The sequence below is a fragment of the Sulfitobacter sp. 1A13353 genome, assembly GCF_043557255.1.
Taxonomy (GTDB): Bacteria; Pseudomonadota; Alphaproteobacteria; order Rhodobacterales; family Rhodobacteraceae; genus Sulfitobacter; species Sulfitobacter faviae.
This window is the reverse complement of record NZ_JBIFFS010000001.1, coordinates 522,841-547,578: the sequence shown is the minus strand read 5'-3', so window position 1 is coordinate 547,578 and position 24,738 is coordinate 522,841. Positions and strand designations below refer to the sequence as shown.

Below are 24,738 nucleotides of genomic sequence, written 5' to 3'. Positions count from 1 at the left end.
GCGCAACATGGCACAGACAGGCGGGCGCAAGCGCATCTGGGGATGGTATTTCTTTGACTGGGCCAGCCAGCCTTACAACACCCTGATTCTGACTTTCATCTTCGGCCCCTACTTTGCTCAGACCGCGACCAATGCGCTGGTCGAAGGCGGGATGGAGCTTGGCGCCGCCAAAGCCCAAGCGCAGGCATACTGGGGCTATGGTCTGGCGCTGGCGGGCGTCGCGATTGCGGTGCTGGCCCCGATTTTGGGCGCTGTGGCGGATTCCTCGGGGCGGCGGATGCCTTGGATCAGGCTCTTCTCGGCCATGTATGTGGTCGGCGCGGGCGCGCTGTGGTGGACGGCCCCGGCGGATTTCTCTCTGCTTTGGGCGCTGTTCTTTTTCGGCATCGGCTTGGTCGGGATGGAGTTCGCAACGATCTTTACCAATGCCTACCTGCCCGAGCTGCACCCCGACGCGGATGAGCGGGGGCGCATTTCCGGCGATGGCTGGGCCTTTGGCTATGCGGGCGGGGTGCTGGCGCTGATCGCGATGATCGCCCTGTTTCAAAGCGGCGCGAATGGGCGCACCATGGCGGGGCTGACGCCGCTTTTCGGGCTCGACCCGGCGACAAAGGCCGACACCCGCATCGTCGGGCCGCTGACGGCCATCTGGTACGCGGTCTTTATGATCCCCTTCTTTCTCTATGTGCGCGACAGGCCGAAACCCGGCGCCGTGCGGTATCGCGTAGGCGCAGGCCTTGCGGATTTGGCGCGCACCCTGCGGGGGCTGCCGAAGCACCCGTCTCTGCTGGCCTATCTCGGCTCTTCGATGTTCTACCGCGACGCGCTGAACGGGATGTACACCTTTGGCGGGGTCTATGCGCTTGGGGTGCTGGATTGGTCGATCCAAGAGATCGGCATCTTCGGCATCCTCGCCGCCATCTCGGGCGCGGTGTTCTGCGTGCTGGGCGGGCGGATCGACCGGCGCATCGGGCCGATGCCGGTGATCGTGGCCTGCTGCGTCATCCTCATCGCCACCGCCTGCCTAATCATCTCGCTGGGACCGAATTCAGTCATGGGCGTTTCTTTGCCCGAAGGCTCCGCCCTGCCCGATATCCTCTTCTACGTCGCCGGTGCCTCTATCGGGGCGGCGGGTGGGGCGCTCCAGGCGTCATCGCGTAACATGCTGACCCGGCAGGGAAACCCCGATCGGATGACCGAAGCTTTCGGCCTCTACGCCCTCTCGGGCAAGGCCACCTCCTTTCTCGCACCGGCGCTGATTGCCCTGACCAGCGACCTCACCGGCAGCCAACGGCTTGGCATCACCCCTGTCGTGGGGCTTTTCATCGTCGGTTTGATCCTGTTAGCTTGGGTCAAACCCAAGGGAGATTTCGCCACATGACGCTGCTTCGCACCCTCACCTCCGTGGCGCTGGCCTTTGCGCTTGCCTCTTGCGGGGGCGGCCGGACCGAGACCGACATCAGCGGTGAGAAGGTCGCCCTGCCGACCATCGGCTCTTCGGGCGGCGCATTGAGCACGGTCGAGGCCAAGCGGCTTTTCGGGGCCAAGAGCTTTGCCTCCGCGCAGTCTCCGGCGGCTTTCGGCAGCTATTCCAAAGGCTGTCTTGCCGGGGCCGAGCAATTGCCCGAGACTGGTCCGACATGGCAGGCCATGCGCCTGTCGCGCAACCGCAACTGGGCCCACCCCGAGATGATCGACATGGTTAAAAAGCTCAGCCGCAAGGCCGCGCAGCAGCCCGGTTGGGAAGGCGTCTATGTCGGCGATATGAGCCAGCCGCGCGGTGGGCCGATGCTGACCGGTCACGCCAGCCACCAGATCGGGCTTGATGCCGACATCTGGATGCTGCCGCCCAAATCCCTGAACCTCAGCCGGGCACAGCGCGAGAACATCTCGTCGATCTCCATGCGCCGGGCCAGCGGGGCCTATGTGAATTCCTCTTGGACCCCTGCGCATCACGAGGTGATCAAAGCCGCGGCCCAAGACCCCCGCACCGCGCGTATCTTCGTCTTCCCCGGCGCCAAGGTGCAAATGTGCGCCGATGAGAAAGGCGACCGCAGCTATCTGCGCAAAATCCGGCCTTGGTACGGGCATCACTATCATTTCCACATCCGCATCAGCTGCCCCAAAGGCGCGCGCGGCTGTGTGGATCAGGCCCCGCCCCCGCCCGGTGACGGCTGCGCCGATGCGCGCCAGTGGCAGGCCAATATCCTGAACCCGCCAAAGCCCGACCCGAATGCGCCCAAAGTAAAACCGAAGCCCAAGCGCGATATCCTGCTTGCGGACCTGCCTGCACAATGCAACGCCGTTTTGAACGCAAACTGATCCGCGCCTGCCTCCCGTTCTTCCTGCTCATCGCCTGCGTGGCCCCCGCCGCGCAGACAGGGCCGGTGGTGCAGGTGGACAGCGTGCTGACATGGCGCCATCCGGCGCCGTGGTTCGGCGGCTTTTCCGGGGTCGAGGTGAATGCCGATGGCACCCGCCTCACGGCGGTGTCGGACCGGGGCCGCGTTGTGCAAGCGCGCATGCTGCGCGAGGCGGGCCGTTTGGTCGCGCTTGAGATTGAGGAGGATGCGCCGCTCAAAGATGCCGATGGCAAGCCCCTGCGCGACAAGATGCGCGATGCCGAAGCATTGGCGCGTGACGGCGGCGGGCAACTCTACGTCTCATTCGAACACGACCATCATGTCGCGCGGCTGTCGCCCGAGAGCGGCGTCACCACCCCGCTGCCCAGACACGACGACTTCGCCAAGTTCGAGCCAAACGCGGGGATGGAGACTTTGGCCGCCCACCCCGATGGGCGGCTCTTTGCGATCCCCGAAGGCGGCGGCCCGGCCTCGGATGATTTCCCGCTCTATGCTTTTGACGGCAGCAGTTGGACGATCACCGCAGAGATCCCGCGCCGGGGGCCGTTCCTGCCGGTGGATGCCGATTTTGCCCAAGACGGCACGCTTTATCTGCTGGAGCGGACGATCACGCCGCTGGGGTTTCGCAGCCGCATCCGCAGCTTCGACCTCACCGCGCCCGGGCTTGGCGAAGAGACACTGCTGACCTCCGGCCCCGGTCAGTATGACAACCTCGAAGCGCTCAGCACTTGGCAGGATGCGGCGGGGCAAACCCGGCTGACCCTGCTGTCGGACGACAATTTCTTCGTCATGCAGCGCAATGAGGTGGTCGAGCTGATCCTTGCCAAACCGGCTTCCGAGGGCTAAAGCCGTCCGGTCTGCGATCCCCGCAGGCCAAGTCGCCGCACCCTTGCACAAAACGGTTCACATATGACACGCACCTATCTTCCCGGCATCCTTGCCATGGCCGCCATCGTCGTGGCCTCGAATATCCTTGTTCAGTTTCTCTTTGGCCAATGGCTGACCTGGGGGGCTTTCACCTATCCGCTGGCCTTCCTCGTCACCGATGTGATGAACCGTCTCTACGGCGCCTCTGCCGCGCGCCGGGTCGTGTTGGTGGGCTTTGTCGTGGGCCTGATCTGCTCGCTCATTGGGACGCAGATCATGGGCGAGTTCGGCCCGCTGGTGACGATCCGCATTGCCGTGGCTTCGGGCACCGCCTTCCTCGTGGCACAGCTGTTGGACGTGACGATCTTTAACCGTTTCCGCGATGGCGCATGGTGGCGCGCGCCCTTGGTCAGCACCTTGATCAGCAGCGCGATCGACACGGCGCTGTTTTTCTCCATCGCCTTTTCGGCCAGCCTGTCGTTCATCCACCCCGCCACCGATGTGGCTTGGGCCGCTGAGACACTGCCGCTTTTGGGCACGGGCCCGCTCGCGCCGCTTTGGGTCTCGCTCGCTGTGGCGGATTGGTCGGTCAAACTGGCCATCGCGCTGATCGCGCTGATCCCCTTCCGGCTGCTGACCGCACGGCTGACCGCCCGCGCGTGATACCGGCGCAGGGGGCCACCCCCCTGCCGCCGCACCCCTCTAAAAAAACGCTTTGCGAATTTCAAAACCTGTGCAACGCTCAGGGTGAGTTCAACAAATGTAAAGGAGGTGATCCAGTGTCAAGAAAGGTATTGGAGCGAGGTGTCGGAACAGCCAGCGGGGTTTCCTGCTAGGGCAGCCCCTGGCAATGCAACCACCTGGTGGACGTCGGTCTAACCGATCCCCCTCCTGAAACCATTCGATTGGGCCGTTCCGCAAGGGGCGGCCCATTTCGCATTCCCCCTTCACCCTCACCGCGCGGGCTGGCATGTTGCGGGGCAAGGAGAGCCCATGCTGCACATCAACGATGACATCGCCATTCAGGATTGGGAACTGACGGAAAGCTTCATGCGCGCCTCCGGCCCCGGCGGGCAGAATGTGAACAAGGTCTCCTCGGCGGTGGAATTGCGGTTCGAAGCCGCGACCTCGCCTTCCCTGCCGCAACCGGTCAAGAACCGGCTGCGCCGTCTGGCCGGGCGGCGCTGGACGACCGAAGGCGCATTGGTGCTGCAATGTGACGAGACCCGCAGTCAGGCCCGCAACCGCGAGTTGGTGCGCGAGCGTCTGGCCGAGTTGATCCGCCGCGCCCTCACCCCGCCGAAACGCCGCATCGCCACCCGCCCGACGCTGGGGTCGAAAAAGCGCCGCCTCAAGGCCAAGAAGGTACGCGGCGAGGTCAAGGCGATGCGCGGCAAGGTCGATCCCGACGGTTAAGGATCAGCCGCGCCGCAGCAGGTAGATGTCCATGATCCAGCCATGCGCCGCGCGGGCGGCGGCACGGGTGGCGATGATGTCTTCGGCAACCTCGGCCAGCGGGCCGTGGCGGATGATCTCTTCGGCCATGCCGACATAGGCGCCCCACCAGATCGTCACCTCCGCAGGCTCCAACGTCTGAAACGCGCAATCGCCATCAAGCATGATCACCAACGTATCGACCCCTTCGGGCCAGCCGTGATCGCGCAATTGCCGCCCGGTGGTCACCATGAAGGGCGCGCCGATTTCATTCAGCGGGATCGCATGAGCCGCCGTCAGCCCTTGCAATGAGGTGATGCCGGGGATCACGGTGATGCGCGGCGCAGGTTCCAGCCGCGCGGCGATGCGCAGGGTGCTGTCATAAAGCGACGGGTCGCCCCAGACCAGCAGCGCCACCCGCCGGGCGATCGGATGCTGGGCCATCGCCCCGCGCCACGCCTCGGCAATCGCATCATGCCAGTGGTCGACACGGGCGCGGTAATCCTCGATCGCCGGGTCGCGCACGGGCAGATCGAAGCCGACGATCTGCACCGCCTCATTGGTCAACACCTCGTCGCAGATGCTCCGCCGCAGCCCCGCCAGATCATCCTTGCCCGCGCCCTTTTGCGGGATCAAGATCAGGTCTTGCGCGTTCATCGCCCGGATCGCTTGCAGCGTCAGATGCTCAGGGTTGCCGGTGCCGATGCCGATCAAAGTGAGTTCAAGCGCGCTCATCCCGGTATCCTCGCAATCGCTTTCAGCCGCAGCCCGCCGAGCACCCGCGCATCGGGGAATTTGCCATCCGGCGACGCACGGTAGAGCACCACGAAACGGCGCAGGTCATCCATATCCGCCTCGGTGATCTCTCCAAACAGATAGGCCACCTTGCCTGGCGCGCGAAAGGCGATGGTCTGGCCCCGCGTGCAGCCTGACATACAGTCGATGCCTTCGACCTCCACCTCGGACAGACCCGCGCGGACCACATCCAGAAAGCCGCCATCAGCGGTGCAGGAGGTGCAGACAAACGCCTTCACGTCTCGAACTCGGCCAATGGTCCGTAAAAGATCAGCGCGGGCGTGGTGCTGCTGGTGCTCTCCAGATGGCGCGCCAGCGTTCCGATCGTGAAGCGCTGCACCTTCTCCGCCGGGGTCGAAACCGCCTCGGCCAGCAGCGCGGGCGTGTGGCCTGGCAGCCCGTGTTCGATCAATCGTGCAGCAAGGCCCGCAAAGGTGCGTTTGCCCATATAGACCACGGTGGTCGCCATCGGATCGGCCAAGGCGGCCATGTTCACGTCGCGCGGCAATTCGCCGGTCACATCCGCGCCGGTGATGAATTGCACGCGCCGCGCCGTCATGCGGCGGGTCAGCGGGATGCCTGCGGTGGCTGCGGCGGCAGAGGCGGCGGTCACGCCCGGCACGATCTCGAAAGGGATATCCGCCGCGCGCAGGGCGATGATCTCTTCCTCCAGCCGTCCGAACATGCCGCTGTCGCCGGATTTCAACCGCACGACCTTTAGCCCGGCTTGCGCATGATCGACCAGAACGCGGCTCACATGGTCTTGCTTGGGCGAGGCGCGCCCGGCCCGTTTGCCGACGCCGATCAGGTCCGCATCGGGGCGCGCGTGCTCCAAAATCGGGCCCGCGCTGAGGTCATCGAAGAGCACCACATCGGCCGCCTGCAACCGCGCCACGGCCTTGACGGTCAAGAGCTCCGGGTCGCCCGGGCCGGAGGAGACGAAGGAAACAAAGCCCCCCATCACAGCGCCGCGATCATGTGAAAGAAGGTGCCCGTGGCACGCCCGCCCCCCGCGAAATCGCGGACCGAGCCGGTCTCGGGCACTTCAAGATCATTGGCGTCGGTGATCCGCGCCAGCGGGGCGTCCGGCTCGGCAAGGATCGTGGCATAGTGGAACTCATGCCCGCACAATTCGGCCCGTGCGGAATGGCCGGGGATCGGCGCGTTGAGGTCGGCCTGACGGTAGCCCAGATGCATCTTGCGCTTGGCGAAAGAGGTCTCGAGCCCCAGAAGCCCCGCCATCTCGTGCCGGGCGCCCTCTTTGTCGATGAGGCCCGCGCCCATCGCCATATAGCCCCCGCATTCGCCGTGCACGGGGCGGGTCTCGGCAAAGGCGCGCAGCCCGTCGCGGAATTGCGCGGCGGCGGCCAGCCTGCCGGCGTGGAGTTCAGGGTAGCCACCGGGGAGCCAGCAGCAATCGGCACTGTCGTCCGGCGCTTCATCGGCGAGCGGGGAGAAGGGCAGAACCTCTGCCCCCGCCGCGCGCCATCCGGCCAAAAGATGCGGATAGACAAAAGCGAAAGCGTTGTCCTGCGCCAGCGCGATGCGCTGCCCGGGCGGGGTGATCTGCGCCGGTGCGGGTGGGTTCTGCAACGTGCCCCGCGCGGCGGCCCGCAGGGCGGGGACATCGACATGGGCCGCGACGAAGGCCGCCGCCTGCCCCAACAGATCGGGCAGGTTTTCCTGCTCTCCGGCCTGCACCAGCCCGAGGTGACGCTCGGGCATTTCGATTTCCACCCGGCGCGGCAGCGCGCCGAAGACTTTGATCCCGACAGCCTCCATCCCCGCGCGCACCAGCGTCTCATGCCGGGGGGAGGCGACGCGGTTCAACACCACGCCCGCCAGTTCCACATCGGGCCGCATCTCGCGAAAGCCGAGCGCCGTGGCCGCCACCGATTGCGCCGCCCCCGATACGTCGAGCACCAGCACCACCGGCCAGCCCATCAGCGCCGCGACATCGGCGCTGGCGCCATTGCCGCAGGCCCCCGGTTTGGCCACACCGTCAAACAGCCCCATCGACCCCTCGCCGAGGATCAATTCGGCCCCATCGGCATTGCCGACCAGCCCTTCGATCCGCGCGCGGTCCATCGACCAACTGTCGAGGTTGAAAGACGCCCGGCCCGAGGCCGCCGTGTGAAAGGCAGGGTCGATGTAATCAGGGCCGCTTTTGAACGGCTGCACCGCGACACCTTCGGCGCGCAGCGCGGCCAACAGCCCCAGCATCAAGGTCGTCTTGCCCGTGCCGGAAGCGGGGGCGGAAATCAGCAGGCCGGGCGGGATCATGAGGAGGTCTCCGGAAAGCGCGGCTCGGCCCCGACGGGGCGGAAGCGGCGGTCATAATCGGCGGCGTAAAGGCGGCTCTCGCCGAAATCCTCGGCCCCGATGGCATGGCCCACGAGGATCAGCGCGGTGCGGGCCATTTCCTCGCCCACTTCGGTGCGCAGGGTCGCAAGCGTCGCTTTGACGATGCGCTGATCGGGCCAGCTTGCACGCCAGACCACGGCGACGGGGCAATCGGCACCGTAATGCGGGGTCAGTTCTTCGACGACTTTATCAAGCACATGCACCGACAGGTGGATGGCCAGCGTCGCCCCGGTGCGGGCGAAATTGGCCAGCGTCTCGCCTTCGGGCATCGCCGTGGCGCGGCCCGAGGTGCGGGTCAGGATCACCGATTGCGCCACGCCCGGCAGGGTCAGTTCGGCCCCCAGTTCCGCCGCGGCGGCGGCAAAGGATGGCACCCCCGGCGTCACGTCATAGGCGATGCCCATCTCGCGCAAGCGGCGCAATTGTTCGCCCATCGCCGACCAGACCGACAGGTCGCCCGAATGCAGCCGCGCCACGTCATGACCTGCGGCATCGGCGGCGGCGATTTCCTCCATGATGTCATCCAGCGACAGCCGTGCGGTGTTGACGATCCGCGCGCCTTCGGGGCAGTGGCTCAGCAACGCCTCGGGCACCAGCGACCCGGCATAGAGGCAGACCGGGCAGGCCGCGATCAGGTCGCGCCCGCGCAGGGTGATGAGATCCGCCGCCCCCGGCCCGGCCCCGATGAAATGTATAGTCACGGTATCTATCCTTTCCTCTCGGCAATCGCCGCGGTGGCCATGGCATCGCCCGAAACGACGCGTTCGGCAACCAATACCGCCCCCGGCCCGGCGGCAGCCAATGCGGCGGCCTCGGACAGGGAGCCGGTGCCGAAACGGTCTTCGATCCGGGCCGATTGCGTGGGGGTTATCATGCGGGCCAAGTCTTCGGTGGTGATGCCCAGCCCCGGCACGCCCAACTCTTGCGCGAACTCGCGGAAGACGGTGGCGCGGGCCTTGGCGGCTTCGGTCACCAACGCGTCGATCTTGGTGCCATCGGGGTTGGCCCGCTCCAGCGCGTCGCGCAATGACGCCACGCTTGCCGCGCCCCGAAATCCGATCCCGGCCATCCTCATAGTGTCACGCTCCATTGTACCACGGGCCGCAGCGGCTGCCAGCCGCGCATCCGGCCCAAAGGTGCGGCCTGCGCCAGTTCGATCCGCAACAGGTTACCGCCATGGGCCGCTTGCAACTGCGCCAAAAGCGCTTCGGTTTCCAGCGTCACACCGTTGGCGACCAGCCGCGTGCCCGCTGGTAGCGCAGGCAGGAGGGCATCGTAAAGCGCCGCGTTCCCGCCGCCGCCGACAAAGACGACATCAGGCAAAGGCTGCCCCGCCCAGACATTTGGTGCGCGGCCATGAAACGCTTGCATACGCGCGTTCAGGCCGAAATCTGCGATGTTGCGGGTGATATTCTCGACCCGCGTGGCGTGCTGCTCAAAGGCGATGGCGCGCCCACCGGCAAGGCAGAACTCGACCGAGACCGAGCCGCTGCCCGCGCCGATGTCCCACAGCAACTCGCCGGGCCGAGGGGCGAGGGCCGACAGCGTCAGCGCCCGCACCGGCGCCTTGGTGATTTGGCCGTCGCTGGCAAAATGGTCATCCGGCAGGCCGGGGGAGCGCTGCAGGCCGATGCCTTTGGGCAGCGCGACCCCGACCGCCACCGGCGCTTGCACATCCGTCAGATCGAAGCGATCCGCCCGCACCTCTCGCACCCGCGCATCGGGGCCGCCCAGCCGTTCGGCCACATGCAGCGTGGCCGTGCCCGCGCCTTGCGTGCAGAGAAACTCCGCCAGCGCCGCAGGGGCTTTCCCATCGCGCAGCAGGCAGATCATCCGCCCGTTGGGACGCAGGGCACCGCGCAACTGCGCCAGCGGTGCGGCATGCAACCCGTGGCAGGTAACCTCCTCCAACCGCCAGCCGAGCGCATTGGCCACCAGCGAGAAGGTCGAGGGCGCGGGCAGGCTGTGCCATTCGTCGGGCTGCAACGCGCCGACGATGCTGCCGCCCGCGCCGAACCAGAAGGGATCGCCCGACACCAGCATCGCCACGCGTTTGCCGCGCTCGGCCAACACCGGCTCGACCGAGAAGGGCACCGGCCAAGCGCGCCCGCGCGCGCCTGCGCCTGCCCGCTCCAGATGACGCGGCCCGCCAAAGATCACCTCGGCCTTTGCCAGCGCCGCGCGGCTTGCCGGGGGCAAGGCATCCGCGCTATCGTCGGGCATTCCGATGATGCTGAGCCAAGGGTCACCCATTATGCGCGTCCTTCTTTTGGGTGGCACCACCGAAGCCAGCGCCTTGGCCCGCGCCTTGGCCAAAGCCGAGATCGACGCGGTGTTTTCCTATGCCGGGCGCACCGACAGCCCCGTGGCCCAGCCCCTGCCCACCCGCGTCGGCGGCTTCGGGGGCGTGTCGGGGCTGGTGGCCTATCTCAAAGCCGAAGCGATCACCCATGTCGTCGACGCAACCCACCCCTTCGCCGCGGGGATGAGCAACAATGCCTTCGTCGCCTGCGCCCGGCAAGACCTGCCGCTCGTGCGGTTCGAGCGCCCCGCGTGGGAGCCGCAGGAGGGTGACGACTGGACCTTCGTGCCCGACCTCACCGCGCTGCCCGCCGCCCTGCCCGACAGCCCGGCGCGGGTGTTTCTGGCCATCGGCAAGCAGCAGCTGGCGCTTTTCGCCGCGAAACCGCAGCACCGCTACCTCCTGCGCCTCGTCGATCCGCCACGCGACCCGCTGCCGCTGCCGCGGGCGACGGTCGTGCTGGCGCGCGGGCCTTTTGACGTGGCGGGCGATACCGCGCTGATGCAGACCCATGCAATCACCCATGTGGTCGCCAAGAACGCCGGAGGCGCTGGCGCGCGGGCCAAGTTGGATGCCGCCCGCAGCCTTGGCCTGCCGGTGATCTTGGCCGAGCGGCCGAAACTGCCGGGCGAAGTGGCCGCCAATGATGTGACCGAAGTGATGCATTGGCTACATCATACCGCGCTGCGCGGCGTATAGACATAGCGCCCGACCCGCCGCGTCGCGGAATTGCCGACGATCACCACGGTGCGCATATCCGCCATCTCGGGCGTCGCCTCGCCCAATGTGACGGTGTTGAACGCCTCTTCCGGCGTGGTCACGGCGCGGGCGAAGGTGATCAGCCGCTCCGGCCCGCATTCGGCGCGCAAAATCTCCAACGCCTCGGCGAATTGATGCGGGCGGGATTTGCTGCGGGGGTTGTAGAAGGCCATGGCGAAATCCGCCCGCGCGGCCATCCGCAAACGGTGCTCCACCATCGCCCAGGGCTTGAGGTTGTCGCTGAGGTTGATCGCGCAGAAATCATGACCCAAAGGCGCCCCAAGCCGCGCCGCCGCCGCCAGCATCGCCGTGATACCGGGCAGCACGCGGACGTCGACGCTTTCAAACGCCGGTTCCCGCTCCACCGCTTCGAACACGGCTGAGGCCATGGCAAAAACACCCGGATCACCCGAAGAGACCACCACCACCCGCGCGCCCGCCTGCGCCAGTTGCAGGGCATGGGTCGCGCGGTCCAACTCCACCCGGTTGTCGCTGGGGTGCAGGGTCAGCCCGTCGCGCGGGGCGACGCGGGCGACGTAAGGGATATAGCCGATAACGTCAGTGGCCTGCGCCAAGGCCTCGGTCACCTCGGGCGTGACAAGCGCGTCGTCACCGGGGCCGAGGCCCGCGATATGAAGGATGCCGCTCATGTCTCCGCCTCCGGTCTGCGGCCTTGGCCATGGACCAAGACGATCGCGAAATAGGGGCAGTCGTCATCCGCCACGTCAGAAAGCCTTGCCACCCGCTGGTCGGGCATGGTTCCGCGTTCGACCAGCCAAGCGTCCTCCAACTTGCCCGCCGCCGCCAGCGCGCGGCGCACGCTGGGCAGGTTGCGGCCCGTCTTCATCACCACCAGCGCATCGGCGCGCTTCATGTGATCGGTCAACTCGGCCTCGGGCAGCGTGCCCATCAAAACGGTTACCACGTCGTCACCCCAAGTGAAGGGCGTATCGAGCGCATTCCAGCAGCCCACCATGCCGGGGATCGCGGGCAGCACCTCAACCTCGGCGCGGCCCTGAAGCCGCGTGTGCAGATGCATGAAGGAGCCGTAGAAGAAAGGGTCACCCTCGCAGAGCACGACGACCTCGTGATCCTGCGCCAAGGCTTCTAGCCGGTCGGCCCATTCCTCGTAAAATGCGACCATCTGGGCGCGATACTCGGGCGAATCAAAGCGCAACTCGGTGGTGACGGGATATTCCATCGCATATTCCACCACGTCGTCGCGCAGCATCCCCTCAACGATCCGGCGTGCTTGGCCCGCGCGGCCTTTCTTGCGGAAATAGGCCAGATGCCGCGCGCCGCGAATGGCACGGTGGGATTTCACACTCATCAGTTCGGGGTCGCCGGGACCAAGGCCCGCGCAGATAACCTTGCCCATCGTCATTCCACCCTGCTGGCCAAGGCGTTCACCGCCGCCACGGTGATCGCCGAACCGCCCAAACGCCCCTGCACGATCATCGAGGGCACCGGCAGGTCCTGCATCAAAGCCTCTTTCGATTCCGCCGCGCCGATGAAGCCCACCGGACAGCCGATGATCGCCGCCGGGCGCGGGCAATCGGGGTCTTCGAGCATGTTGAGCAGGTGAAACAGCGCCGTGGGCGCATTGCCGATGGCCACCACGGCACCTTGCAGATGGGGCCGCCACAGTTCCAGCGCGGCGGCAGAGCGGGTGTTGCTCATCTTCGCGGCCAAATCCGGCACCGAGGGGTCGCGCAGGGTGCAGATCACCTCATTCTCGCGCGGCAGCCGTTTGCGGGTGATGCCTTCGCTGACCATATAGGCGTCGCAGAGGATCGGCGCACCGTCTTCCAGCGCCGCCCGCGCGGCCACGGCCATGCCTTCGGAAAAGCGGATGTGTTCCTCCAGTCCCACCATGCCCGCGGCGTGGATCATGCGCACGGCGACGATCTCTTCCTCGGGGGTGAACCGCGCCAGCGCCGCTTCGGCGCGGATGGTGGCAAAGGACTGGCGGTAAATCTCGGCACCGTCGGTGATATAGCTATGGGGCATCGGCGGACTTTCTAAGGTGAGAGGCGATGGCGGCGGGGGTCAGCCCGCGCAGATCAGGCGGGGCATCGGCGCGGCCATCGTGGATGAGGTCATAGCGCGCTGGCGCGGTGGCGGTCAGGGTGAGGTCGGTAGCGCGCGGCGCGGCGCAGCCCTTGGCACAGCCCGAGACGTGCAGGCGTTGACCCTTTGGCACCACGGCGGCAAGGCGGCGGGCCAGCGCGCGCGTCTCGCCCCGGCTCTGTGCGCAGCCCGGCGCACCGATACAGGCAATGACGCGCAGCAACGGGTCATCGGCGGCGGTGATAAGACCGGACAGATCAGGCAACCGCGTGGCACCTTCGATCAGCATCCTCCGCCACGGGGTCAGGCGCAGCGGGCCAAGCTCGGCGAGCGCGGCAAGCGTCTCGGCCTCCATCTGCCCGAAAGCACAGGCAGCAAGCGCCCCCGCCGGATAGGCACCGAGGGCGGGTGTGCCCTGCCCTGTCTGCCGTGGATGGTCGAAACCGGCGGGAAGCGGTGCCCCCGTGGCCGTGGCGCGCGCAGCGCGGGTCACCCCCTGCGCGCGCACCCATTCGGCAAGCGCGATGGCCTCGGCCACCGCAGTCGCGCGGGTTACGGGTTTGCCCCGCGGCGCCCCTTCGATGCAGAGTAGCAGTTGCCCCTTCGCCGACCGCTCGAAACGGATGTCGGCGGGATCGGCCTGCAACACCGGCTGCGGCCCCGCATCGACCGCATAGCCGAATTTGGCGGAGACATCCGGCAGCGCATGGGACTGCGCGGCGGATGAGAGGGCATGGCTCAGGAATTCGGTATCATCGCCCGCCTGCCAAAAGGGGCTGACCATGATGTTGCGCCGTCGCTCCGTCCGCTCATCCACATCGATCAGCGCCAGCGCGCGCAGCGCCTCGATCAGCCCTTCATGCCGCGCGGGATCGACGCCGCGCAGTTGCAGATTGCCCCGGTTCGACAGGTCGAGCATGCCATTGCCATAGCGCGCGGCCAGCCCTGCCACGCCGCGGGCTTGGGCCGGGGTCAAGCGCCCCTGCGGCACCCGCAGACGCACCACCAGCCCATCGCCCGAGAGCATCGGGCGCAACGCACCGGGGCACCAGCCCTTGATCGCCGGGGCCGCGCTCACGTCACCCCGTCCAACGTGGCCGAGATCGAGTTGCGGCGGGTCAGCCAGAGGCCGGACTCGCGCAGCGCCGCAAAACGGTCGCGCATGGCTTGCAAGGCCGCGGGGTTCTCGGCCTCCATGAAGGCCACGAGATCTTCGCGCCCCAGCGTGGCGTCGAAATAAAGGTCGAAGAGATGCGCAGGCACCTCGCGCGTCAGATGCGCAAAGGCAGCAAGGTTGTCGAGCGTCGCGGCCACCTCTGCCGCGCCGCGGAAACCATGGCGCATCATGCCGCTGGCCCAATTGGGATTGGCCGCACGGGCGCGGACGACGCGGGCGATCTCTTCGGGCATGGAGCGCGCGCGGGGGCTGCCTGCACGGGTGTGGTCAAGGTGGTACATCGCCGGTTTCTGCGCGCCCAGATGCGCCATCGCGGCGGCAAAGCCGCCTTCGTGGCTGGCATAGTCCGAGGCGAGCAGGATATCGCTTTCGGCCAAGTCCTGCACATGAGCAAAGCCATCGGCGCGCTGCAACTGCGCCTCCAGCGCGGCGCGGTCCTGATGCGCCTCGCCTTGGGCATTGATCGCCCATTCCGACCCCGCAAGCCACGCCTCGCCCGCCGCGGCGCGACCCGCGTCGGAATAGTCTTGCAAGGCTGCTTCCATATTCACGCCGTAAAGGCCCGGTTTGGGGCCAAAAACGCGCGGCGTGCGGGTGAGGTAGGGGTTCATATCCGGCGCTTCTTCGCGTTCGGCCAATGCCGCCGCCCCGGCTTCGAAAAGCTGCGCGAGGCCGGGAAAGACATCGCGGAACAGGCCCGAGATGCGAAGGGTCACGTCGATGCGCGGACGGTCCAGCAGGGTCAGCGGGATCACCTCGAAACCCGACACCCGTTCACTGCCCTCATCCCATTTCGGCGCGATCCCGGCGAGATGCATCGCCATGGCGACCTCTTCGCCCGCCGTGCGCATGGTGGCCGAGCCCCAAAGGTCGATCACCAGCCCGCGCGGCCAGTCGCCATTGTCTTGCAGATGCCGCCTGAGCAGTTCCTCGGCCAGTTTCACCCCCTGCGCATGGGCGGCCCGGCTGGGCACCCCGCGCGGATCGACGGCATAGAGGTTGCGCCCCGTGGGCAGCACATCCGACCGCCCGCGATAGGGCGAGCCGGAGGGCCCGGAGGTGACGCGCCGCCCCGCCAGTGCGGTCAGCAGCCCGTCCCATTCGCCCGCCCCCGCGCCGAAGACGTGCAAACCATCGCCGTATTGGCTTTCCTTGATGTCGCAAACGAAGGCGTCGATCCGGGTTAGCGCCTCGGCCGAGGAACTGGCGGCGTCGAGGCCGAGGTCATCTTCCACCCCCGCCGCCTGCGCCTCGGCCCGGATCGTGTCGACCAGCCGGTCGCGGCGCGCGGGGTCGAGCCCGTCGGCAGTGGAATATTCGTCCAGCAGCCGTTCCAGCCGCAACAGCCCATCGGGCGTTTCACTGTCTTTCAGCGGGGGCGGCAGATGGCCGAGCGTCACCGCCCCGATGCGCCGCTTGGCCTGTGCCGCTTCGCCGGGATCGTTAACGATGAAGGGGTAGATCACCGGCAGATCACCGGTCAGCGCCTCGGGCCAGCAATCGCCCGAAAGGGCCACCGCCTTGCCCGGCAGCCACTCCAGCGTGCCATGCGCGCCGATATGCACCAGCGCATGATGCCCCTGCGCCCGCAGCCAGAGGTAGAAGGCCACATAGGAATGCCGCGGCGTGCGGGCGAGGTCGTGATAGCTGTCTTCGCGGTCTTGCAGATCGCCCCGCTCGGGTTGCAGCGCGACCAGCGCGTTGCCGCAGGTTTGCGCGGCGAAGTGGAAGGCGCCGTCCTGAGCCAGCGGATCGTCCTCCGCCGCGCCCCAAGCCTGCGCCAGATCATCACGCAACGCCTGCGGCAAAGTTGCCAGCGCCACCTCATAGTCGGCAAGGGGCCAAGTGATGCGCGCTTCGGTCAGGCTGCGGCCAAAGCCGATCTGAGGCGTGACGCCATAGCCTTCGCCCGCCAAACGCATCAGCATGTCTTCGACACTGGCCAGCGCGTCGAGCCCGACCGCATGGGCCAGCTGATCGTCCCGCCCCGGATAGGTCGAGAGCACCAGTGCCAGCTTGCGCGTGGCCGCCGGGGTCTGCGCCAGCCGATGCCAGCCCAGCACGCGGGCGACGACAGCCTCGATCCGCGCCTCTTCGGCGCGGTGGGCAAAGCGGGAATATTGCAGATCGGGGTCGCGCTTTCCGGGGCTCTTGAAGCTGACGACGCCACCGAAGATGCGGCCATCGACCTCGGGCAGGACCACATGCATCGCCAGATCGGCGGGGGAAAGGCCGCGCTCGCTTTCGTCCCAGTCGCGCCGCCGGGCGGTGGAGAGGGCCACCTGAAACACCGGGCAGCCCGGCGCGTCGAGCGGGGAGGTGCCATCATCCCCGCGCCCCGAAAAGGCGGTGGCGTTGACGATGGCCACGGGTTTCATCGCCGCCAAGGCATCGTCCAGAAAGCCCCGCGCAGGATCGGATTTGAGCGAGGGTACGAAAAGCCCGATGGCGTTCAGCCCCGCCGCCCGCAACGCCCGGATCAGCGCGTCGACGGGCGCGGTATCGGCGGCCAGAAGATAGCTGCGGTAAAAGGTAACCGCGACAGTCTCCCCCGCCGCGTCGGCGAGGGGGAGCACCCCTTGATCGGGGTCGTAATAGCCGCAATCGGGCACCGTTTTCGTGCCCATGACCGGCCCGGCGTAAAAGCCCGCCGCCAGCGCCATCTGCGCCAGCGCGGCCTGCGCCGCCACCGGCCCGCCCGCATCACAAAGATGCGCAAGACGGCGCAGCGTGGAAACCGGCAAAGTCGAATGCGCGTCGAGCCCCGGATCCTCGCGCCCATCGGCCGGCAAGACGGCCAGCGCGATATCATGGCGGCGGGCGAAGTCTTGGACCTGCATGATGCCGTAGGGCCAGTAATTCTCCCCCCCGATGAGGCGGATCAAAATGCCCTTGGCCCCGGTCAGCGTCTGTTCGATATAGTTGTCGACCGAGGCCGGGTGCCGCAGCGCCACGAGGTTGCACAGCCGCAGCGAGGGCAGCTTGCCCTCCTTGCCGCCGCCGCGATGCCAGCCTGCCGCGAAAGCGCCGAGGTCACTGTCGGAAAACGACAGCACCACCAGATCGGCGGGGGTTTGCCCCGGATCATAGGGGGTGTCGGTATCCTCCAACCCGTGGCTTTCGCGAAAGACGACATGCATGGGCGGTCAGGCTCCCAAAGTCTCGCGGATTTTGGCAAGGTCGATGTCGTCATGCTCGGCGATCACCACCAGATGCCCGGCGCGCGTGTCGCTGCCCCAAGGGCGGTCGAACTGCTGGCGCACCCGCGCGCCCACGGCCTGCACCAACAGGCGCATCGGTTTACCCTCGACCGCGACATAGCCCTTCACGCGCAGGATGTTCTGCTCGCGCGCGAGCCGTTCGATCGAGGCCACCAGCGCATCGACATCCGACACTTCCGGCATCGGGATCACCACGGTTTCGAAATCGTCATGCTCGTGATCGTCGTGGCCGTCATGATGCGAAGGGCGCGCGGCGAGGTCGTCTTCGGCGGCGGCGTTGAGGCCCAGCACGACCTTGGGGTCGATCACGCCTTCGGTCATCTCAAGGATCGGAATCTCACGCGGGCTTTCCTCTTCGATCACCTTGCGGGCTTTGGCGAGGCCATCGGGACCGGCCAGATCGGCCTTGGACATCAGCACGATATCGGCGCAGGAAATCTGATCTTCGAACACTTCGGAGAGCGGCGTTTCGTGGTCGAGGCTGTCGTCGGCCAGACGCTGCGCGTCCACGGCGGCGACATCGGCGGCGAAAGTGCCAGCGGCCACGGCCTCGGCATCGGCCAGCGCGATGACGCCGTCGACGGTGATCTTGGACCGGATCGCGGGCCAGTCGAAGGCCTTGAGCAGCGGTTTTGGCAGGGCCAGCCCAGAGGTTTCGATCAGGATGTGATCGGGGCGCGTCGGCAGGGCCATCAACGCTTCGATGGTGGGGATGAAATCATCGGCCACGGTGCAACAGATGCAGCCATTGGCCAGCTCGACGATATTCTCCGCCGGGCAGTCGTCGATGGCGCAGGATTTCAGGATGTCCCCATCCACCCCCACGGTGCCGAACTCATTGACCAGAACCGCAAGGCGGCGCCCGCCTGCATTGGTCATCAAATGGCGGATGAGCGTGGTTTTACCAGCGCCGAGAAAGCCGGTGATGACGGTAACGGGAATTTTGGCGAGATCGCTCATGCGGTAGGCTCCTGCGGCAGGGTCAAAGGGGGGATACGCGCAAGGCTTTGCTTGCGAAAGATGACCGGGCGTTCGCGCCATGGCACCAGCCCGTCTTGGGTGGCGGCATAGGCGGCGGCTCCGGCAAGGATGTCGGCGGCGTCTTCCTTGGTCAAGCGGCCATAGACATAGGACCATTTGCCCGGCGCAGACAGCGCCACGGCGGCCCCCTGCGAACAGGCGGAAAGACATTGCACTGGCACGATGGTCACGCCCTCTGGCGCGCCTGCGGCGTCGAGGGCGGCATGAAGCTGCGCACCGGGGCGCGGGGCGTCTTCCTCCAGCACCTCGCCTGCGCGGCAGGTCCTGCAGACATGTAGGGTTGCGCTCATTGATCTTGTCCCATCGAGTTATGCGTGCCGGGTATGCGCTCCGGCCCGCCATGAAAAGGGGAGGCGGTGCGATTATTCAACTGTCAGCACCTCGCGGGCTGTAATCGGCGCGCCGTTCACCGCCAAGGGGCGGTGGTCGTTGGCGTTAAGCGTGACCTCTACCGTGACCTCGCCCTTGGGCAGGTCAGCCAGATGCAGCCACGGGCCATAAAGCCGCCCGATCTTGGCACCGTTGACATAGACATGGGCATGGCCCTCGCCCGGTTGATTTTCGCCGCTGGCGTTCTGGGGGGCAAAGGCGAAGCCTTCGGTCTCAACAAAAAGGTTATGGCCTGACATCGGGTCGGGGGTCACGCGGATTGCAAGGCTGGGGGCCTCTTCGGCGGCCAGCGCGATGGGCTGGCCATGCATGCGCGCGTGATCCGCGCCACCGTGATCCATGGCCACATGCCCGCCGCCGCCATGGGCGGCAGGGTCGCCGTGGTCATGGCCGTCGAAGGTCACACCGTTGCTTGCGGCGATGGCAAAACCGATGCCACCGCCAAAGACCAATCCAATGGCGAAAAGCGCCAGTGATCTGTCCATTTCGACCTCCCTCAGGCGCTCTGCGCGCCTTCACGTTGCCAAAAGAACCCGGCGAAACTGCCCAGCAACACCCATGCGGCCAAGCCGATGCCAAGCGCACGCGCGGCGAAGAGCGCGCCGATCTCTGTCGGTACCGGGCCGCTGAAGCTTTCGGGTTCGGGTGCGCCGACGACATGGGGGGCCATCAGCAGAACCGCCGCGCCGATCCACGCGCCCCAGCCTTTGCCGAAGGCGAGCAGCCAAAGCGCTACCAACGCTGCCGCTGCGGTGGCGAACCACCAGATCTGCCGCGCAGTGATGTCTGCGGCGGCGACGCCGGGCACTTCGGGCGCAAGGCTGAACCCCGGCGCGAGGTGGAAGGCCACGAAACCGGCGACACCCCAAAGGATGCCCCAGCGGCCATCGATTACCGCGCCGCGCTCTTCGCCAAGGCTCATCGCGGCCAGAAGGATCAGCGCATAGGCGGTATAGGTCAGCATGGTGAAGATCAGGCTCAACCCATCGCGGACGGCATCGAAACCGGGCAAATCGGGGTGCGCGCTGACGGGGTCGGCCCCGAAATGCACCAGCGCGCCGGTCTCATAAAGCTCGGCGTGAAGCAGCACGGGCTGCACGAAATAGAGTTGCAGCAGGCCGGTCAACAGGCCGGCAGAGGCCCCGGCAAACAGGGCGGAAGTCAGAAAACGTGAAAACATCGCAATGATCCTTAGATGCGAAATGATACTCAGCGCCGCGCGAAACGCGGGCCGAGCCATCAGCCAGCCTCAAGATGTGCCAAAGCCCTCCCGACGCAGCGAACGGCGGGCGCGGGCAAAACAGCGAAAGGCAGGCATTGATAAATGGCAGAATCACAGACAGCCGGACTGCGGCATGGCAGCCCGGACCCCAGTGATACCGAACGCGGCGCTTAGTGGCAGGGAAAGCCTGTCGCGTGGCGCACGTCATGGGCGGCATCATGCAGTGCTGCGGCCTGCACATGGCCGGTCAGCGCCATCAGAGCCACACCCAATACGGCGGCAAACAGCGCCGGTACGAGTTTGCTGCGCGTGGCACCGGCGGTCTTAATCATCGTCGTCATCTTCAATCTCCTTACCGTCACACCCGACGGGATCTAGCGTTTCATTTGCCTGGCAGGTCTCCTGGCTCGCGGGTCGTGGCCTTTGCCCGCCTTCCCCGTCCGAAAGGACAAGTGGCACGAGGGGCATTGGCTTACCGCTTACAGTCGCGGGGGCGGCTTCGGCTTCAGGGTCGGGCGACCCCTTACTGAATTCCCTTTTCGGTCCCACACTCGAAGGCGCTTTTCGGGACACCAAGCGCCCTCAATTACGCATTTTAGGCCCTTCCTGACAAGCCGCATTTATCGAACCTCGCGGAACCGTATGGCGCATACAGCATTTAGTAGATAAATATGGCCCAACCCCCAGTATGCGGGTTGACCCAAAAGCCACGTGCAGGGCACATTGACGGCCAGTTTTGATCAAAGGGCGGGAATTCATGAACGACAACACGGTCTCCGCCGCTCGGCAGACCCTGACCGAAGACGTTCTAGGCAAGGTCGTGCGCTATGCCCGCCTGCCGCTGTGCATCACCGACCCGACCCTGCCGGACAACCCCATCGTCTATGTGAATGACGCTTTCACCGATCTGACCGGCTATGGCTTGGATGAGATCGTGGGCCAGAACTGCCGCTTCCTGCAAGGCCCGGAAACCACGCGCGAAAGCGTCGATGCGGTGCGCGAAATCCTACTGGCGCGCCGGGTCGACACGGTTGAGATCGTGAACTACCGCAAGGATGGCAGCCGCTTCCTGAACGCCCTGCAACTGGGGCCGATCAATGACGAAGATGGCAATCTGATCTACTTCTTCGGCTCGCAACTCGACGTTTCCGAACGCCGCCGGGCGGAGCGGGAGCACCGGCAATTGGCCGATGACGAATTGCTGCACCGGCTGCGCAATATCGTCAACGTCATGACCGCCATGGTCCGCCTGACCGCCCGTGAGGAGCCGAGCCCCGCGGCCTTTGCCGACAAGGTGATCGAGCGGCTGGCCGCCTTGGGCGCGGCGCATTTCGACACGATTGGCCGCAGCGACCAGCATGAGGTGGATTTCGAGACGCTGATGGGGCCGATCATGCGGGCCTATACCTCGGCCACCGAGGATCAGATCAACCTCACCGGGGCGAATCCGCTGATCTCGCACCGCCTCGTTTCCCCCCTGACGCTGGCCTTGCACGAGCTGGCGACGAATGCGGTGAAACACGGCTCGCTCAGTTCCGATACCGGGCGGGTATCGCTCGATATCACCATCCTTCAGGAGCCTGCCCGCCTGCGGTTTGTCTGGCGCGAAACAGGCGGGCCGGAGGTCATCAAGTCTCCGCGCAACAGCGGCTCGCGGATCATCCAGTCCTTGACCCGCGCGGTCGGTGGCACCCTGCACTACGATTGGCAGCCCGAAGGGTTGATTGCCACGGCGGAGTTCCCCGTGGCCGCCCTTGGCGAAGGCTGACCGTCAGACGATCACCTGCTGCGCGGCCTGCTCTCCGACCCCGAAAACACGCTTGTAACGCGCGATCTCATCCACCGGACCCATCGCCTTGTTGGGGTTGTCCGACAGTTTGACCGTGGGCCGCCCGTTGGCGCTGACCGCTTTGCAGACCAGACTAAAGGGTGCCAGCGCATCATTCGGCACCAGCCCGCGGAAGTCATTGGTCAACAGCGTCCCCCAACCGAAAGAGACCTTGGCCTTGCCCGCAAACTGCGCGTGCAACTCCTTGATCTTGTCCACATCCAGCCCATCGCTGAAGATCACTCGCTTGGTCGTCGGGTCCTCGCCGCGGGCGCGCCACCAGTCAATGGCCGTCTGCGCCGCCGTGGCCGGATCGCCGCTGTCGACGCGGATGCCGGTCCAGCCCGCCAGCCAATCCGGCGCGTGATCGAGAAAGCCCTTAGTGCCGTAGGTATCGGGCAAGATGATCCGCAGGTTACCTTCGTGCTCGTCATGCCAATCCGACAGCACATCATAGGGCGCGCGGGCAAGCTCCGCGTCATCTTCGGCTAAAGCCGCATAGACCATGGGCAACTCATGCGCGTTGGTGCCAATCGCCTCAAGCTCGCGCATCATGGCGATGCGACAGTTGGAGGTGCCGGTGAAAGCATCGCCCAGCCCCTCATGCATCGCCTGCACGCACCAATCCTGCCAGAGATAGGAATGCCGCCGCCGCGTGCCGAAATCAGCGATCGAGAGGTTATCCACCTCGCGCAGCGCTTCGATCTTTTCCCAGACGCGGGTCATCGCGCGCGCGTAAAGCACCTGAAGCTCGAACTTGCCCATCGGGTCCAGCGCTGCACGGCTGCGCAGCTCCATCAACACCGCCAGCGCGGGAATTTCCCAAAGCATGACCTCATGCCACTTGCCCTCAAAGGTCAGCTCATACTGATCGCCCTTCCGCTCCAGATGATAGGGCGGCAGGCGCATGCCTTCGAACCACTCCATGAAATCGGGGCGGAACATCTGGCGTTTGCCGTAGAAGGTATTGCCGCGCAGCCATGTGCTCTCCCCCCGGCTGAGGCTGAGAGAGCGGATGTGATCGAGTTGCTCGCGCAACTCCCCCTCGTCGATCAGCTTGGCCAGCGGGATATGGGTGGAGCGGTTGATCAGGCTAAAGGTGACCTGCGTGTCCGGCTTGTTGCGAAACACCGATTGGCACATCAAGAGCTTGTAGAAATCCGTGTCGATCAGCGACCGCACGATGGGGTCGATTTTCCACTTGTGGTTATAGACGCGGGTGGCGATGTCGACCATGGGAGGTTCCTTATTGCGTGCCCCTTCATGCCAAGGGGGCGGACAGATGGGCAAGGGGAAAGCGGCGGATCAGGCCAGCGTCACCCCCGCCGCGCGCATGCCTTCGCGGGCTTTGGCAAGCGATCCGTCCAGATCAATCGCGCGGCACAGGTCTTCGCGCACATCGACCTTGAACCCCAGCTTCGCCGCGTCCACCGCCGAGAAGTTCACGCAGAAATCCAGCGCCAGCCCCACCATGGTCAGCCGCTCGATCCCGCGTGTGCGCAGGTAGCCTTCGAGCCCCGTGGGCGTACGGTGGTCATTCTCGAAAAACGCTGAATAGCTGTCGATGTCGGGGTTATAGCCCTTGCGGATGATCAGATCGGCGCGGTCGGTTTGCAGCTCGGGGTGGAACTGCGCGCCAATGCTGCCTTGGATGCAGTGATCGGGCCAGAGCACCTGCGGGCCATAGGGCATGGTGACGATCTCGTAAGGCCCGTTGTTCCTATGCGACGACGCGAATGACGAATGCACCGCCGGATGCCAGTCCTGCGTCAGGACCACCGCGTCAAACTCGGGCATCAGCGCGTTGATGCCGCGCAGAATCTCATCGCCCTGCGGCACTTCCAGCGCGCCGCCGGGGCAGAAATCATTTTGAACGTCGATCACGATCAGGGCATGGGTCATGGGCATTCTCCTTACCAAAAGGGGTAGGGCGGCGGATGGGGTAGGTCAATGGCACGCGCCGGATTGAGCTTTGCCGCCGAAGCGCTTATTTGACGCTCATGTATACCATCGCCGCCCTATATCACTTCACCCGCTTCGACGATCCCGCCGCGCTCAAACCCGCGCTCTTGGCGCTTTGCGAGGCGCAATCGGTCATGGGCACGCTGCTGTTGGCCCCCGAAGGGGTAAACGGCACCATCGCCGGGCCGCGCGCCGGGATCGACGCGGTGATCGCCCATCTGCGCGCCCTGCCCGGCTGCGCGGATCTGGAGTGGAAAGAGGCCACCAGCGACAAGCCGCCCTTCGGCAAGATGAAGGTGCGCATCAAGCGCGAGATCGTGACGATGGGCCAGCCCGATGTAGATCCCCGCGCCAAGGTGGGCCATTACGTCGACCCGAAGGATTGGAACGAATTGATCCGCTCCCCCGATGTGGCGGTGATCGACACGCGCAACAGCTACGAAGTGGCGATTGGCACCTTTGAAGGCGCGGTCGACCCCGAGACCGAGAGCTTTGGTGAATTTCCCGCGTGGTGGGAAGCGAACAAAGACCGCTTCCACAATAAGAAGATCGCGATGTTCTGCACCGGCGGCATCCGTTGCGAGAAATCGACCAACTACCTGATCGGTCAGGGCGTCGAGGATGTCTTCCACCTCAAAGGCGGTATCCTGAAATACCTCGAAGAGGTGCCCGAACAGGAAAGCACATGGGAAGGCGACTGTTTCGTCTTCGACAACCGCGTCAGCGTTGGCCATGGGCTGCGCGAGGGGCCGCATATGCTTTGCCACGGCTGCCGCCGCCCGATCCTGCCCGAGGACACGCAGCACCCCGCCTATGAGGCTGGGGTGTCCTGTCATCAATGTGTGGATGAGACCTCGGCAGAGGATAAGGAACGGTTCCGCGAACGCCAGCGCCAGATCACGCTGGCCAAGGAACGCGCGGCGCGGGAAGAGGGCTGACCGCC

The 24,738-nt window shown here is 66.0% G+C and carries 27 protein-coding genes and 1 riboswitch; of the genes, 8 read left to right on the top strand and 19 right to left on the bottom strand.

The features are described 5' to 3' along the window. Window positions 1-7 precede the first annotated feature (7 nt). The 5 genes from ACGYLO_RS02665 (at window position 8) to arfB (ending at window position 4,646) form a co-directional block, all read left to right on the top strand. Window positions 8-1,381 (top strand): MFS transporter, encoded by a 1,374-nt coding sequence (locus ACGYLO_RS02665; protein WP_271688477.1) that lies wholly within the window; start codon window positions 8-10, stop codon window positions 1,379-1,381. Next, the gene (mepA, locus tag ACGYLO_RS02660; RefSeq protein ID WP_067267832.1) at window positions 1,378-2,322 is read left to right on the top strand and encodes a penicillin-insensitive murein endopeptidase; all 945 of its coding nucleotides are present in this window, start codon (window positions 1,378-1,380) and stop codon (window positions 2,320-2,322) included. The genes ACGYLO_RS02665 and mepA overlap by 4 nt, the downstream gene beginning before the upstream one ends. Further along, complete coding sequence (locus tag ACGYLO_RS02655; RefSeq protein WP_271688479.1) at window positions 2,295-3,209, top strand: esterase-like activity of phytase family protein; 915 nt, start codon at window positions 2,295-2,297, stop codon at window positions 3,207-3,209. The genes mepA and ACGYLO_RS02655 overlap by 28 nt, the downstream gene beginning before the upstream one ends. Window positions 3,210-3,272: 63 nt before the next feature. After that, entirely contained in the window at window positions 3,273-3,893 is a 621-nt protein-coding gene (locus tag ACGYLO_RS02650) for a queuosine precursor transporter (RefSeq protein WP_271688480.1), read from the top strand. Window positions 3,894-4,223: 330 nt separating this feature from the next. Then, window positions 4,224-4,646, top strand: a complete 423-nt coding sequence (arfB, locus tag ACGYLO_RS02645; protein ID WP_067267837.1) for an alternative ribosome rescue aminoacyl-tRNA hydrolase ArfB — start codon at window positions 4,224-4,226, stop codon at window positions 4,644-4,646. 3 nt (window positions 4,647-4,649) lie between these two features. Here arfB and cobF read toward each other — a convergent pair whose 3' ends face one another. The 7 genes from cobF to cbiT are packed head-to-tail and all read right to left on the bottom strand — an operon-like array spanning window position 4,650 to window position 10,076. Then, complete coding sequence (gene cobF, locus ACGYLO_RS02640; protein ID WP_271688482.1) at window positions 4,650-5,399, bottom strand: precorrin-6A synthase (deacetylating); 750 nt, start codon at window positions 5,397-5,399, stop codon at window positions 4,650-4,652. Continuing rightward, window positions 5,396-5,698 (bottom strand): DUF1636 domain-containing protein, encoded by a 303-nt coding sequence (locus ACGYLO_RS02635; protein WP_271688483.1) that lies wholly within the window; start codon window positions 5,696-5,698, stop codon window positions 5,396-5,398. Before ACGYLO_RS02635 ends, cobF begins: the two co-directional genes overlap by 4 nt. Further along, window positions 5,695-6,420, bottom strand: a complete 726-nt coding sequence (gene cobA, locus ACGYLO_RS02630; protein ID WP_271688484.1) for a uroporphyrinogen-III C-methyltransferase — start codon at window positions 6,418-6,420, stop codon at window positions 5,695-5,697. Before cobA ends, ACGYLO_RS02635 begins: the two co-directional genes overlap by 4 nt. Further along, the gene (locus ACGYLO_RS02625) at window positions 6,420-7,742 is read right to left on the bottom strand and encodes a cobyrinate a,c-diamide synthase (protein ID WP_271688485.1); all 1,323 of its coding nucleotides are present in this window, start codon (window positions 7,740-7,742) and stop codon (window positions 6,420-6,422) included. Before ACGYLO_RS02625 ends, cobA begins: the two co-directional genes overlap by 1 nt. Further along, entirely contained in the window at window positions 7,739-8,524 is a 786-nt protein-coding gene (cobM, locus tag ACGYLO_RS02620; RefSeq protein ID WP_271688486.1) for a precorrin-4 C(11)-methyltransferase, read from the bottom strand. Before cobM ends, ACGYLO_RS02625 begins: the two co-directional genes overlap by 4 nt. Before the next feature lie 5 nt (window positions 8,525-8,529). Beyond that, window positions 8,530-8,898 carry a cobalamin biosynthesis protein gene (locus ACGYLO_RS02615; RefSeq protein WP_271688487.1) on the bottom strand — a complete coding sequence of 123 codons (369 nt, stop codon included), beginning with the start codon at window positions 8,896-8,898 and terminating at the stop codon, window positions 8,530-8,532. Continuing rightward, window positions 8,895-10,076, bottom strand: a complete 1,182-nt coding sequence (cbiT, locus tag ACGYLO_RS02610) for a precorrin-6Y C5,15-methyltransferase (decarboxylating) subunit CbiT (RefSeq protein WP_271688489.1) — start codon at window positions 10,074-10,076, stop codon at window positions 8,895-8,897. Before cbiT ends, ACGYLO_RS02615 begins: the two co-directional genes overlap by 4 nt. On the opposite strand from cbiT, the gene ACGYLO_RS02605 reads away from it, so the two are divergent. Further along, a complete protein-coding gene (locus tag ACGYLO_RS02605; RefSeq protein WP_271690008.1) occupies window positions 10,075-10,824 on the top strand; it encodes a cobalt-precorrin-6A reductase in 750 nt (249 codons plus the stop codon). The genes cbiT and ACGYLO_RS02605 overlap by 2 nt on opposite strands. Here ACGYLO_RS02605 and cobJ read toward each other — a convergent pair. The 10 genes from cobJ to ACGYLO_RS02555 all read right to left on the bottom strand — a co-directional run bounded on the left by cobJ (window position 10,800) and on the right by ACGYLO_RS02555 (window position 20,346). Next, window positions 10,800-11,534, bottom strand: a complete 735-nt coding sequence (cobJ, locus tag ACGYLO_RS02600; protein ID WP_271688490.1) for a precorrin-3B C(17)-methyltransferase — start codon at window positions 11,532-11,534, stop codon at window positions 10,800-10,802. The genes ACGYLO_RS02605 and cobJ overlap by 25 nt on opposite strands. After that, on the bottom strand, window positions 11,531-12,262 hold the full coding sequence (gene cobI / locus ACGYLO_RS02595; RefSeq protein WP_271690009.1) for a precorrin-2 C(20)-methyltransferase: 732 nt from the start codon (window positions 12,260-12,262) through the stop codon (window positions 11,531-11,533). The genes cobJ and cobI overlap by 4 nt, the downstream gene beginning before the upstream one ends. 2 nt (window positions 12,263-12,264) lie before the next feature. Then, window positions 12,265-12,894, bottom strand: coding sequence for a precorrin-8X methylmutase (locus ACGYLO_RS02590; RefSeq protein WP_271688492.1), 630 nt, complete (start codon window positions 12,892-12,894; stop codon window positions 12,265-12,267). After that, window positions 12,884-14,032 (bottom strand): precorrin-3B synthase, encoded by a 1,149-nt coding sequence (cobG, locus tag ACGYLO_RS02585; RefSeq protein ID WP_271688493.1) that lies wholly within the window; start codon window positions 14,030-14,032, stop codon window positions 12,884-12,886. The genes ACGYLO_RS02590 and cobG overlap by 11 nt, the downstream gene beginning before the upstream one ends. Then, window positions 14,029-17,271 carry a cobaltochelatase subunit CobN gene (cobN, locus tag ACGYLO_RS02580; RefSeq protein WP_271688494.1) on the bottom strand — a complete coding sequence of 1,081 codons (3,243 nt, stop codon included), beginning with the start codon at window positions 17,269-17,271 and terminating at the stop codon, window positions 14,029-14,031. The genes cobG and cobN overlap by 4 nt, the downstream gene beginning before the upstream one ends. A gap of 6 nt (window positions 17,272-17,277) precedes the next feature. After that, window positions 17,278-18,312, bottom strand: coding sequence for a cobalamin biosynthesis protein CobW (cobW, locus tag ACGYLO_RS02575; protein WP_271688495.1), 1,035 nt, complete (start codon window positions 18,310-18,312; stop codon window positions 17,278-17,280). After that, entirely contained in the window at window positions 18,309-18,683 is a 375-nt protein-coding gene (locus tag ACGYLO_RS02570; protein ID WP_271688496.1) for a DUF1636 domain-containing protein, read from the bottom strand. The genes cobW and ACGYLO_RS02570 overlap by 4 nt, the downstream gene beginning before the upstream one ends. A 72-nt stretch (window positions 18,684-18,755) precedes the next feature. Next, the gene (locus ACGYLO_RS02565; RefSeq protein WP_271688497.1) at window positions 18,756-19,268 is read right to left on the bottom strand and encodes a hypothetical protein; all 513 of its coding nucleotides are present in this window, start codon (window positions 19,266-19,268) and stop codon (window positions 18,756-18,758) included. A gap of 11 nt (window positions 19,269-19,279) precedes the next feature. Next, window positions 19,280-19,963: a CbtA family protein gene (locus tag ACGYLO_RS02560; protein WP_271688498.1), complete on the bottom strand. Its 684-nt coding sequence runs from the start codon at window positions 19,961-19,963 to the stop codon at window positions 19,280-19,282. Between the two features lie 212 nt (window positions 19,964-20,175). Beyond that, window positions 20,176-20,346, bottom strand: coding sequence for a CbtB-domain containing protein (locus ACGYLO_RS02555; protein WP_082849519.1), 171 nt, complete (start codon window positions 20,344-20,346; stop codon window positions 20,176-20,178). Window positions 20,347-20,379: 33 nt separating this feature from the next. Beyond that, a riboswitch (cobalamin riboswitch) is annotated at window positions 20,380-20,597 on the bottom strand. A 165-nt stretch (window positions 20,598-20,762) separates the two neighbouring features. On the opposite strand from ACGYLO_RS02555, the gene ACGYLO_RS02550 reads away from it, so the two are divergent. Then, window positions 20,763-21,773 (top strand): PAS domain-containing protein, encoded by a 1,011-nt coding sequence (locus ACGYLO_RS02550; protein ID WP_271688499.1) that lies wholly within the window; start codon window positions 20,763-20,765, stop codon window positions 21,771-21,773. 3 nt (window positions 21,774-21,776) lie between these two features. On the opposite strand, the gene pncB is transcribed toward ACGYLO_RS02550, so the two are convergent. Together pncB and pncA are read right to left on the bottom strand one after the other, a co-directional pair. After that, complete coding sequence (pncB, locus tag ACGYLO_RS02545) at window positions 21,777-23,069, bottom strand: nicotinate phosphoribosyltransferase (RefSeq protein WP_271688500.1); 1,293 nt, start codon at window positions 23,067-23,069, stop codon at window positions 21,777-21,779. Between the two features lie 69 nt (window positions 23,070-23,138). Continuing rightward, window positions 23,139-23,735: a bifunctional nicotinamidase/pyrazinamidase gene (gene pncA, locus ACGYLO_RS02540; protein ID WP_271688501.1), complete on the bottom strand. Its 597-nt coding sequence runs from the start codon at window positions 23,733-23,735 to the stop codon at window positions 23,139-23,141. Between the two features lie 98 nt (window positions 23,736-23,833). Here pncA and ACGYLO_RS02535 point away from each other — a divergent pair, with 98 nt between their 5' ends. Continuing rightward, window positions 23,834-24,733, top strand: a complete 900-nt coding sequence (locus tag ACGYLO_RS02535; RefSeq protein WP_271690010.1) for a rhodanese-related sulfurtransferase — start codon at window positions 23,834-23,836, stop codon at window positions 24,731-24,733. The last annotated feature ends 5 nt before the right edge of the window (window positions 24,734-24,738 follow it).